Origin of the sequence: Streptomyces sp. NPDC005551 (assembly GCF_042871785.1) — a bacterium.
GTDB lineage: Bacteria > Actinomycetota > Actinomycetes > Streptomycetales > Streptomycetaceae > Streptomyces.
This window is the reverse complement of sequence record NZ_JBIAJE010000004.1, coordinates 574,488-585,957: the sequence shown is the minus strand read 5'-3', so window position 1 is coordinate 585,957 and position 11,470 is coordinate 574,488. Positions and strand designations below refer to the sequence as shown.

9 protein-coding genes, 1 tRNA gene and 1 pseudogene are annotated in these 11,470 nt (G+C 68.4%); 2 read left to right on the top strand and 9 right to left on the bottom strand.

Annotated elements, in window-relative coordinates; genetic code table 11:
- Positions 1 to 89: 89 nt before the first annotated feature.
- On the top strand, positions 90 to 857 hold the full coding sequence (locus tag ACFYP4_RS14980) for a hypothetical protein (RefSeq protein ID WP_388785605.1): 768 nt from the start codon (positions 90 to 92) through the stop codon (positions 855 to 857).
- Positions 858 to 1,268: 411 nt separating this feature from the next.
- Here the strand turns inward: ACFYP4_RS14980 and ACFYP4_RS14975 are convergent, their stop codons facing one another.
- The 6 genes from ACFYP4_RS14975 to ACFYP4_RS14950 all read right to left on the bottom strand — a co-directional run bounded on the left by ACFYP4_RS14975 (position 1,269) and on the right by ACFYP4_RS14950 (position 7,045).
- The gene (locus ACFYP4_RS14975; protein ID WP_358855112.1) at positions 1,269 to 2,714 is read right to left on the bottom strand and encodes a glycosyltransferase family 39 protein; all 1,446 of its coding nucleotides are present in this window, start codon (positions 2,712 to 2,714) and stop codon (positions 1,269 to 1,271) included.
- Positions 2,715 to 2,928: 214 nt separating this feature from the next.
- Entirely contained in the window at positions 2,929 to 3,582 is a 654-nt protein-coding gene (locus ACFYP4_RS14970) for an ATP-binding cassette domain-containing protein (RefSeq protein WP_358855113.1), read from the bottom strand.
- Positions 3,583 to 3,625: 43 nt separating this feature from the next.
- A complete protein-coding gene (locus tag ACFYP4_RS14965) occupies positions 3,626 to 5,698 on the bottom strand; it encodes a hypothetical protein (protein ID WP_388785602.1) in 2,073 nt (690 codons plus the stop codon).
- A 170-nt stretch (positions 5,699 to 5,868) separates the two neighbouring features.
- Complete coding sequence (locus ACFYP4_RS14960; protein WP_388785707.1) at positions 5,869 to 6,153, bottom strand: lactococcin 972 family bacteriocin; 285 nt, start codon at positions 6,151 to 6,153, stop codon at positions 5,869 to 5,871.
- A gap of 246 nt (positions 6,154 to 6,399) precedes the next feature.
- On the bottom strand, positions 6,400 to 6,756 hold the full coding sequence (locus ACFYP4_RS14955) for a hypothetical protein (protein WP_358855116.1): 357 nt from the start codon (positions 6,754 to 6,756) through the stop codon (positions 6,400 to 6,402).
- A gap of 4 nt (positions 6,757 to 6,760) precedes the next feature.
- On the bottom strand, positions 6,761 to 7,045 hold the full coding sequence (locus tag ACFYP4_RS14950) for a hypothetical protein (protein WP_358855117.1): 285 nt from the start codon (positions 7,043 to 7,045) through the stop codon (positions 6,761 to 6,763).
- 349 nt (positions 7,046 to 7,394) lie between these two features.
- On the opposite strand from ACFYP4_RS14950, the pseudogene ACFYP4_RS14945 reads away from it, so the two are divergent.
- Positions 7,395 to 8,032 (top strand): annotated as a pseudogene (locus tag ACFYP4_RS14945) (tyrosine-type recombinase/integrase); the annotation flags it as partial.
- Positions 8,033 to 8,078: 46 nt separating this feature from the next.
- Here ACFYP4_RS14945 and ACFYP4_RS14940 read toward each other — a convergent pair.
- The 3 genes from ACFYP4_RS14940 to ACFYP4_RS14930 all read right to left on the bottom strand — a co-directional run bounded on the left by ACFYP4_RS14940 (position 8,079) and on the right by ACFYP4_RS14930 (position 11,251).
- Positions 8,079 to 8,152: transfer RNA gene (locus tag ACFYP4_RS14940), tRNA-Thr, on the bottom strand.
- 107 nt (positions 8,153 to 8,259) lie between these two features.
- Positions 8,260 to 9,798 (bottom strand): alpha/beta hydrolase, encoded by a 1,539-nt coding sequence (locus tag ACFYP4_RS14935; protein ID WP_388785599.1) that lies wholly within the window; start codon positions 9,796 to 9,798, stop codon positions 8,260 to 8,262.
- 247 nt (positions 9,799 to 10,045) lie between these two features.
- On the bottom strand, positions 10,046 to 11,251 hold the full coding sequence (locus ACFYP4_RS14930; RefSeq protein WP_358855119.1) for a DNA polymerase III subunit delta': 1,206 nt from the start codon (positions 11,249 to 11,251) through the stop codon (positions 10,046 to 10,048).
- Positions 11,252 to 11,470: the final 219 nt, after the last annotated feature.

Here is an 11,470-nt window from a genome sequence, read left to right as displayed (position 1 = left end):
ACGCCGACGTGGCGAAGGGCAGGATTCCGTCCAGGACGGCTACATGTACATGGCTAAGGCGGAGCAGATCAAACGAGGCGGCACCGACCATGAGACTGACCATCGGCGACGACTGGCACAGCGTGACCGACGCCCCGCTCGCCGTCTCCCCCCGCTTCACGGGCAACTCCGTGGACCTCGCGCCCTACACGAGCGGCGAGGAACGCGAGCGGTTCCTGGCGGCCACCTTCGGCAGCCAGGACTGGCTGTGGGACACCCCGGACGTGCTCCGGTTCGACCCGGACAGCCGGGAGCTGGTGGCGGCCGAGTTCCTTCTGCCGTACGTCTCGTCCTACGCCGAGACCACCGCGCGCGTCCCCGCCCTGCCCCCGCTGCGCCCGGGCGGCCTCCGCGCGGAGGAGGTGAAGGACGTCCGGCTGGAGATGTGCACGGTGCTGTGCCGCGTGCCGGGGGACGCGGTGCTGACCTGTCTGCGCGACTCCGACGTCCTCGACGCGCCGCTGGACGCCCGCGTCGGGATCGCCCCGGACCTGGCGCTCCTGGTCCAGCACGGCACGGTCGCCGGCTGGAGTCTCACCGACCCCGCGCGCCATCTGACCGGCGTCCACAGCACGCCCGAGACCGCCCCGCCGTCCCCGGCCACCCGTCGGCTGCTCAGCGCCTGCATGGACCTGGTCTCCGAGCCGCTCCTCGAGGCGGTGCAGGACCGCGAGCCCTCCGCCCTGGCCCGCCTCCGCGAGGTCCACCGGGCCCTGCGGACCCAGCCGGAGGACCGCCCCCGGGCCGACGCGCTCCTGGCACTCATCGGCAACCTGGCCGAGGACTACGCGGACGGCCCGACGGGACAACACCCGTGACCCCGGGCGGCCGCCGATCCCACACAACAGCAGAAGCCCCAGGTGTCCCGGTTGACCAGGTCCGGGGGCGAGCATGGCCTTGGGATCGCGACGCGTGAAGCCTTTCCGCCGCGGACTGACCTTCACCGCACCGGCGCCGAACCGGCTGTGGATCGCCGACCCGACGATGGGGGCGCGGCCCGTGGCGTACGCGCCGAATGGGCCAGGCCCAGGGCAAGCAGACAGTCGGAGCACGAGAGTTGGCCGAGATCGTCACCGCCCCAGTCGTCACGCCATCCCTCGCCGGCGCCGACGGGCGGAACCTGCTCGATGTCGATGAGGCCGACGGTGCGGCGTACTCGACGGGACGGCGGCCGTGTCGATCCCGGGACCTGACTCGGATTCCTGGACACGGATTACGCGTCTGGCTTCCTACCCGCGCCGCTCGTACACCGTCACCCGCCGACCACGGACCTGCTCGTCCGCCACCACCGTGAAGGACTTCTTCAGCACGGCGGTCTTCGCCTTGTCCCGCTCCGCCGACACCGTCCGGGCAACCTTGGACGCGTCAGTGACCAGCAGTATGCGCTGGTGCGCCAGCATCGCGGTCCGTATCCGGTGCGGGCCGGCCTCCTCACCCTTCAGCGTCCCGGACTCCTCGGGGCTCCTCACCAGCGCGATGTCCCGCAGGCCGGTGAAGGCGTCGGGGGAGACCAGTGCGGTGTCGCGCCGGGCGGCCGGTATGAAGAGCACCGCGTCCCCGGCCCTTTTCAACTGCCGCACATCCGCTGCCACCGCCAGGACGTCGTCCACCCGGCTCGACGGGGACCGCTTGGCCAGCGACTGCGGCAACAGCCCCACCCCGGCCGCGACGACCACCGTCGGGACGAGCCACCGCGACGCCTTCGGGAACCCCGGTCCGGTCGCCCGCACCACCGTACCCAGCGCCGCGCCGATCAGCAGGGCCAGACCCACCATGCTGAACAGCACGTAGCGGTCCAGGAAAAGTGGCTGGATCAAGGAGAGGCCGATCAGGCCGAGCTGTGGCACCGCCAGCAACGGCAGAGCGACGGCCGCCAGCGACAGTCGGCCCGCTCGCGGCCGATCGAGCAGGGCCCCGAGAGTGCCGATGGCCAGCAGGACTGCCGGGCCGATCAGCATGTGCCCTGTCAGCGGCGGGATCCAGGACACCTGATCGGACTGGGTCCGGCTGAAAAGGATCAACGGCAGTGCGGCCGCCACGGCGGCCATCGCGGCCATCACCCAGGATGTCCACATCCTGCGCCCGGCCTTCGTCCAGATCAGGGTCGCCAGGTGTGCGGGCAGGAGCAGCAGCGACAGCCAGTTCAGCAGCGCGCACGCCAGAACCGTTCCTCCGTATGCCGCCCAGTGCACCGTCCGGCCACGTCCCTGCAACACGGTCACCAGCAGCAGTGTCGAGATGCCGGCCCCCGCCGCGACCAGGGCGTACGGACGCCCCTCCTGGAGGTAGAACTGCACGGCCGGCATCAGCCCGAACGCCAGTCCTCCCCCCAGGCCCGCCCATACCCCGACCAGCCGGTGGCCGATGATCGTCACACAGGCCGCCGCGACCGCCATGGCCAGCACGGAGGGCAGGCGTAGGGTCGTGGTACTGGGCCCGAAGCATGTGAACAGTCCGTGCATCAGCAGGTAGTAGAGCCCGTGCACGGCATCGACCTGCCCGAGCATGTGCCAGATGTCGGCGCCGGACCGTTGGGCCACCTGCCAGGTCGCGGCCTCGTCCCGCCACACGCTGTGCTGGCGGGACAGCCCCCACAGGCCGAGGGCGAGGGTCCACAGCAGTGGGATCAGCCAGACGGGCAACCGGTGCCGGAGAACGGTTATGTGGCAAGTCATGCAGGCGTTCGGGTCCTTGGAGTGGCGGTGCGGACCGGAGTTGGCCTCGGGCTTGCGTGAGGAGCACCGTCCAGCGCCGGCCGTGCGCGAGGAAAGTTCCTCGGTCGGGCAGGAATGAGGATCACGGGCATCCTCGTTCCCGCGCCGGTCAGAGGCACTTTTCGGGTGATGAGGCTTGTCTGGTCGCCCCTGAGCGTCCGCGACGAGGCTGTGCTCAAGCGGCGAGAGACTTCTCATGGACGGCGAAGACGGCGTCGCATCGGTCGCGGACGCGGTCATCATGGGTGGCGATGACAACGGCGCATCCGGCATCGGTCATCTCACGGAGAATGTCGATGACTGCTGTGGCATTGGCATGGTCGAGGGCGCCGGTTGGCTCGTCGGCGAGTACCAGGGCCGGTTGCTTGACCATGAGTCGGGCGAGCGACACACGCTGCTGCTCTCCGCCGCTGAGGTGATGGATCTTCTCTTCCTCCCGCCCTGCCAGGCCGACGCGGTCGAGGGCTTCGGCGATCGTCACGCTGGTTCTGTCCCGCAGCAGGGTCCGCTGCGGCTTGAGAGCGACCTCAAGATTGACGGCAACGGTGGCGTTTTCGATCAGGGCGTAGTTCTGGAAGAGGTAGCCGAGAACGTCGCGGCGGAACCGTCGGATCTCGCGTCGCCCCCACCTGATCATGTCGTTTCCTTCATAACGGATCTCTCCCGCGTTCGGCTTGTCGAGGAGGCCGATGCAGTTGAGGAGGGTGGATTTTCCCGATCCGCTGGGGCCGACGAGGGCGAGCATCTCGCCGCGGTTCACGGTGGTGGTGACATCGGACCACACGGTCCGGGTGCCAAATGTCTTCGTCAGATTGACAACGTCGATCACGACTCTGCTCCTGCTGAGTGGAGGAAATCCGTTTGTTCGGGGCTCACGTATCGGCCGCCCCCTCCTTGACGATGCGCCGATGGAACATGGCAAGAGCGAGGAGAACAGCGCAGAATTCAACGGTGACGAGGCCGGCGATAGCGCCGAGGTCCAGTGCGGTGATCTGGACGGGCGGGAAGGGAGCAGGGATTCCCTGGGAGGTGAGCTCCTCGAGGTCCCGGTTCTGCTGCCACACCTGGATAGGCACCCACCAGGCAAGAAATGCCGCAAGGAGCCCCTCTACAGCGAGGATGAAGCGGTGGGTTGCAATGAATCTCCAGCCGCTGATGTGCTGTGCGAAAACGGCCTGGGCATGCTTGCGCGAGTGGATCATACAGACGCCGACCCCGGTGATGAGGAGCACGGCCACGGCTGCGATGAGGTTGAAGAGCAGTAGCCGGAAGTCGTTGACGGCTTCCCTCAGCCTCAATGCCGCGTTCTGGCCCACTGGATTTACTGCTGCTACATAGGTCTGCAGTCCGTGCTCGTTTGCCGCAAGGGGTTTTAGGACGTCGCCGGGATCAGGAAAGACAATCCCGTCCTGAGTGGCGAACGTGGTGTAGGCATCATTGGTGAGGAAATTCGAACCATTAGGGACCACGACAAGGACCGGGTCGCGCACCAGAGACCGGTCATCGTCCGGAGTGTAGGCGCCATTGGGGCTTCGATCGCCGGAGTTGTAGCCGAAGACACGCTGCCCGCCCTTCGCCTGGAGTGTCTCCACCTTGAGACGCCGACGGACATCCGGTTCCAGTCTGCCGAATACGTCAGGGATCGTTGCCCTGATGTCCGATGCGTGGCGGACAAGAGATTCGGGGATGACCAGCCGCACCGAATCGGCTCCTCGGTTGCGCGGCAGGGGGGAGTACCGCCGTCCCTTCAGGTCAAGGACCGACTGTTTGCCGAGGAAGGTCTCGTTGACGATGAGCATCTCGCCCTGTGGCAGGCGGGTGTTCGAGGAGACGTTCTGAAGATCCTTGCGCCCGGCAACAATGATCTCGCCTGCCGCGTCGGCCTGGCGCAGCCACCGGCCCACGTGCGTGACCACCGTCCTCGAATCGCCCCCCCAGCTCCCGTTGAGGCGGATGGTGACGGCATCACCCGCTGTGGCGTAGGTGTCCTGGTTGTCCTGACGCACCATCACGTGCTGGCTCGCCAGGGTGACGTCCATGGCGAAGCCAAGGGCGAGCAGCACCGCGGGAACGCGCACCAGGTACGCAGAGACAAACGCCGCCCTGGCAGGCAGCTCGCCCTTGAGGGCTCGCAGTACCTCGACCTTGAAGGTGAGGCCGAGCGCGGCGGCATGGGCTGCCAGCACCAACAGGACGAGCATGCCGGCGAGGCACGCGGCCACCAGAGCGAACAGGCCGAGCCAAGCGAGACCGTTGTAGAGGCCGAGGAAGACCAGTACAGCAGCCGCCACAGTGCCGGCTGCCAGGGACCAGAACATCGCCAGCTGCTTGAGATCACGAGCAAGCAGGCCCATGAAGGACTTGCCCTGCAGGCGTAGTACCCCATAGGTCTTCGCGCTCAGCAGCACACCTGCGCCAGTCATCGTCACCGCGGCGAGAGCGACCACCCAGAAGGACCAGAGCAGATCGTCACCCGAGAAGAGAAGGGCCAGCTCGCTGTACGCGAGGGGGTGCTGCACGCTTGCGCGCAGGCCGAGATCGGCGAGCTCAGCCACCAGCGCATCCGCGGCCCTGGGCGATCCGAAGACGTAGTAGAAGCCCCGTGGGTCACGCTGTCCGATCTCGACGATCGGGTGCACGTCAGTAGTGACATGCCTGCTGAACGCCGGGTAGCCGTCGTTCAGCCATGACGCCGCATCGGAGTTCGGGTTCCCCGACGCCAGATACAGGTGCCGGAGGCCGTCGGGATTCTTCACGTCGGGCAGCTCGCGAGCCACTGCGACCCCGTGGTCATCCGAGAACGCGGCGATCGCACGGGCAACCTGAGCTCCACTCGCCGAATCGTCGGATTCGGACACCCAGACCTGAGCCGAACTACCCAGCACCAACTGCTCGTCCAGCCCCCGCACGAACAGAAAGGACATCATCGCCGAGAAGGCCAACACGGCGGCATGGACGAACTTGATACCTCGGTGGAGCATCGGTTACCTAGGTTCGGGCACTCGGGAGCGCGCATCTCATAAGAATTGACTGGAAAAACCTGGCTGCGGGGCGGAAGTAAATGCCCCGCAGCCAGGGGCGGCGACTCAGGATTCAGAGCCGTGCACGCCAGGTGTCAGCACGCGGGGTCGTAGTACGCCTTGCTGACCGTGTAAGCCTTCTCCGCCGAGGCCTTGGACCAGACCTTTTCCTTGGTGCAGCCGCTCTTCGCCCAGTACCTTCCTTCGACGGACGACGCGTGATAATTGTCCTTGTGGTAGTAGTTCGAGTACACGTAATCACCACCCACGGCATGGCTCCACCTACCGCCGCCGGCGTCTTCCGTGACGGCCAGCGCAGGAGCGGCAGCGGCGACAATTATGGCACCGGCCGCAGCAGCGACCTTGAGCCCGTTTCTCATATTCATGATTGACTCTTTCATTTGCGATACGACTGGCATGTTGATCCTAGGGTGCACCACAGGCATGATTCATTCATTTTCATGAGACCTGAACCATGCCTTCCGTCAAGCTCCTGACAGCGCAGACAGGACCTTTCGGAATTAACCGTACCGACTCTTTCCGGGAAAAGCAGCCGGACTTTCGTGTGATGTGCGGCGGTTCAGCCACTGAGGTTCTGCCGCCGAATTGGCGCGCAAGAGAACCAGCTAGGAAGCGATCCATGGAACACGACAGATGTGAGGCGCCATGCCCTCCGGGCACAAAGCCTTGATCACGGCCTTACGGATTGCCCGCCATGTCCTCAAGGAGCACACCAAATAGACGCACAGCTCAACCGGCTGTCGCGCACCGCTGCTCTGGCCAGGATGCTCACAGGCCCACTGTTCCGCCAGAAATTCATACACGTCGGCAGTCGTCAGTTCGCTCCCGAAGACCGTGTGCGCGACGGTCTCCCTGACGATCTGGGCGCTGTGGGAACCCACGGCCTCCTCGACAAGCTGTCTGGCCCATGCCAGCCCCTGCTCGTCGGCGTACAGGCCGAAGCTCAGGCTGCGCGTCCTCATTGCATCAGCCCCTCACGATCGTCTTCTTGGTGCAGTGCTTCGCACGGTAGCCCTGGGGCATCTGGTCGTTGGCGTCCTTGATGGCCGCCTTCCAGGCGTCCGGCTGCGTCCTGGCCCAGCCGTGCCCGTTGAAATACCCATGGCCGGAGCTGTCCGAGATGCGCCACTTGGTGCACTGCACGGTCGCATTCCACCCGTTCGCCGCCTGCGCGGGCGCAGCGACGCCCAAGGAGAGCACAGCCGCTACGACAGTGGTGACGAGAGGGGAGGCGGCAAGCAACTTGCGCATGAACGTTTCTCCAGGGGGTCGATGTGCCACACGGCAGGGGGCAGGTCGTCGGCACTGCGGGCCACACTTGCACTGCTGCCGCCGGGCACGTCAGAGAACGCCTCGGCCGCACGGGCCAGACGAAGTCCGAGTGTTGGTCCCCTACCCCCTGAGTGCCACCCGTCGCCGGAGGTCAACCGGCCGGGTGAGCATGCCAAAACCTACCGGACGGGAACGGTTCCTGACGTGCGATAAAGGCATGAGCACAATCACGGCCATCGCAATGAACCTTGAGCGAGCCGCACTGCCAAAAGAGTCCCGTTTGCCGGAAATTGACGGATCGTCACTCTCTCAGGCCTCCGCTCGGACGGGGTTCCGGCAGGGCGAAACTTTGGGACTCCGCCGGCCGTACGCCGACCTTGAAGCGGGGCTGTTCCACCCCCGGTGGCAGCTCCAGCGGCACGCGGGCATCTGCCCCGAGCGCAAGGGCGGCGGTCTGGTCTTCACCCGGCCCAGGACCGAGAAGAGCACGAATACCGTGCCGCTCCCGCCCGCGTTCATCCCCTACCCGCTCGCGCACCAGGCGCAGCAGGACGAACTGCGCGAGGCGGCCGGCGAACTCCGGCAGGAGCACCAAGCCGTACTCACCCGACCCGACGGACGCCCCATCGACCCAGGCGACGACTGGGAGGTGTTCGAGGAGCTCCTTGCGGAGGCGGGCATCGCCGACCGTCGCCTCTGCGACGGGAGCCGCCATACGGTCGGCACGATCCTGAACGAGCTGGGCGGGGGCATGCCCACCATCAGGAGATCCTGCGGCACACCCAGATCAGTCAGCCGCGCCGCTACGTCAGGGGCCGCTCGCACCTCTCCAAGGACGCCATGCGCCGGATGGGAGACGTTTTCCTGCCCGCCCCGGCGCTACGGTCCGAGTCCGCGATTGAGACTGGAGCTGAGACTGGGGACCGTCGCGCGGCCCGCGCGCGGCGGCGCCGCCGTATCCGGTAAAAGCAGAAGCCCCAGGTCACGGCGAGTGAGTCCTGAGGCTTCGCAGAGCCGCCTTCGGGATTCGAACCCGAGACCTACGCATTACGAGTGCGTTGCTCTGGCCATCTGAGCTAAGGCGGCGCGCTGTCCGCACCATGGTGCGATCAGCAACGTCGGTAAGTCTACACAGTTTCGCAGGGTGCTCCGCACACGCCCCGGGGCCCGGGACACCGGGGCGTGCGGCGGGGTCACGAGCAGCGCTTCCCCTTGCCGGGGGCGGCGCCCTGGAGGAGGTAGCGGTTGATCGCGGAGTCGATGCAGGCGCTGCCGCGGCCGTACGCGGTATGGCCGTCGCCGTCGTAGGTGAGCAGCGTCCCGGACGCGAGCTGGTCGGCGAGGGCCTCGGCCCAGGCGTAGGGGGTGGCCGGGTCGCGGGTCGTGCCGACCACGAGGATCGGGGCGGCGCCCTTCGCCTCGATGCGGTGCGGCTCCCCGGTGGGCCGGACCGGCCAGTACGCGCAGTTCAAGGAGGTCCAGGCCAGGCCCTCACCGAACACCGGGGACGCCTTCTCGAAGGCCGGGAGCGCCTTCTCCACCTCGTCGGGGCCCGAGAAGGCCGCCGGCAGGTCCACGCAGTTCACCGCCGCGTTGGCGAACATCAGGTTCGTGTACTTGCCGTTCTCATCGCGCTCGTAATAGCTGTCCGCGAGGACGAGCAGACCCGCCCCGTCCTTGTCCTTCATCGCCGACGTGAGCGCCTCGCGCAGCTGCGGCCAGGCCGTCTCGTCGTACATCGCCGCGATCACGCCCGTGGTGGCCAGCGCCTCTCCGAGCTTCCGGCCGTCCGCGTCGCCCACCGGGACGGGTGCCCTGTCGAGCCCGTCGAAGAACGCCCGCAGGTTCCTGCCCGCCTCGGCCGCGCTCGTGCCCGCTCCGCCGAGCGGGCAGTCACTCTGTCCCACGCAGTCCTTCGCGAAAGCCTGGAACGCCGTCTCGAAGCCCGCCGTCTGGTCCTCGTTCAGCCTGCGGGCGGACAGCGAGGGGTCCATCGCGCCGTCCAGCACCAGCCTGCCCACCCGGCCCGGGTACAGCCCCGCGTACGTCGCCCCCAGGAACGTCCCGTACGAGGCTCCCACGTAGTGCAGCTTCGAATCGCCGAGCACGGCGCGCAGCACGTCCATGTCGCGGGCCGCCTCGACCGTCGACACATGCCGCAGCAGACGGGGCGAGTCCCGGCCGCAGCCCTCGGTGAACTCCTTGTGGGCGGCGACCAGTTCTCCCTTCTCCTTCTCGTCGTCCGGGGTGACGTCCGTCCGCGTGTACGCGTCCATGCGGGGGCCGGTGAGGCATTCGACGGGTTCGCTGCGTGCCACGCCCCGCGGGTCGACCGCCACCATGTCGTAGCGCGCCCGGACCTCGGCCGGGTAGCCGATGCCCGCGTACGACTGCAGGTAGCCGATGGCCGAACCGCCCGGTCCGCCCGGGTTGACCAGCAGCGAGCCGATGCGCTTGCCCGGGCCCGTGGCCTTCTTGCGGGCCACGGCCAGCTTGACGGTGCCCGACGCCGGCTTCGCGTAGTCGAGCGGTGCCTTCATCGTGGCGCACTCGAAGCCGGGGACACCGCACGGGCGCCAGGTCAGCTTCTGCTCGTAGTACGGGGAGAGCGCCGACGGCGTGGCCCGGGGCAGCGCGGCCAGGGCGGCATCCGCCGTCGACACCGTGGATGCCGTCGTCGAACTGCCCGGGGAGCAGGCGGACACCAGGAGTGCCGCGGCGGCGAGCAGCATGCCGACTGCGCGCGGAGGACGCGGCAGTCCCGCCGTCCGGACACGGCGGGGTGACTGGGGACGGAGGGCCCGGGCGGGCCGGAGAGACCACGACGGCCGCAGGGAGCGCCTGATGTGCATCCCGCGAGCGTAACCTTGCGCAACCACTTGGTCACCATCGGTGGCGAATCCGGCACGTACGAGTGACCGGGTCAACGGGTTCGTCCTTGCGGTGCTGCCCAAATCCCCCTCGAAGCCGGGGCAGCCGTCAACCCGCTCTGAGCGTCACCGTCATCGCCTCCACCGCGAGCAGCGGGGCCACGTTGCGGTCGAGGGCCTCGCGGCACGCGGCGATGGCGTCGATACGGCGGAGCGTGGCCTCCGGGGAGCTGCCGCGCGCTATGCGCTCCAGGCTGTCCTGCACCTCGGCGTTGGCGATGGCCACGCCGGACCCCAGCTGCAGGGCGAGCACGTCGCGGTAGAACCCGGTGAGGTCGATCAGGGCGAGGTCGAGGCTGTCGCGCTGCGTGCGCGTTCTCCGGCGCTTCTGCCTGTCCTCCAGGTCCTTCATGACGCCCGCTGTGCCGCGCGGCATCCGACCGCCCTGGCTCGCGCCGAGGGCCGTCTTCAGGTCGTCGGTCTCCTTCACGTCGACCTCTTCGGCGAGCTGCTTGGCGTCCTCCGCCGCTGTGTCGATCAGCTCCTGGGCCGCTCTGAGGCAGCCGCCGATGTCGTCGATGCGCAGCGGGAGCTTGAGGACGGCGGCGCGGCGCGCGCGGGCCCTCTCGTCCGTGGCCAGCCGGCGGGCCCGGCCGATGTGGCCCTGGGTGGCGCGGGCGACGGCTGCGGCGACCGCCGGCTCGATGCCGTCGCGGCGTACGAGGATGTCGGCGACCGCGTCCACCGGCGGGGTGCGCAGGGTGAGGAGGCGGCAGCGGGAGCGGATGGTGGGCAGGACGTCCTCGATGGAGGGGGCGCACAGAAGCCAGACCGTGCGGGGCGCCGGCTCCTCGACCGCTTTCAGGATGACGTTGCCCGCGCCCTCCGTGAGGCGGTCGGCGTCTTCCAGGACGATGACCTGCCAGCGGCCCGTCGCCGGGGACATCTGGGCGCGGCGGACCAGGTCGCGTGTCTCCTTCACGCCGATGGAGAGCAGGTCGGTGCGGACGATCTGCACGTCGGCGTGCGTGCCCACCAGGCTCGTATGACAGCCGTCGCAGAACCCGCAGCCGGGGACTCCGCCGAGGGCCCGGTCGGGGCTCACGCACTGGAGCGCGGCGGCGAACGCCCGCGCGGCCGTGGAACGGCCCGAGCCGGGCGGGCCCGTGAACAGCCAGGCGTGCGTCATCTTCGTCGCCTCGGGGGGCGCGGTGTCCGTGGCGATCGCCGTCACTAGCGCGTCGGCGTCACGGGCGGCACCGGCGAGCTGCGCGCTCACCTTCTCCTGGCCCACCAGGTCGTCCCACACGGGCATGGGGCACCGCCCTTCCGTCGCACTTCGCCCTACCGCGTCCCATTGTGCGGGAGGGCTCTGACAATCCCGCCGGGCGCCGGGGATCGACCGCCGGACGCGGTCCGCCGGCCCCGACAACGCCAGGGGCGGGGCGCCCGGTCCGGGCACCCCGCCCCCACCACGATTCGGCGGCACTCGGCTCGTCGGCGTGGCTGCCGAAGCCGCCGCTCTGCCGGTGCC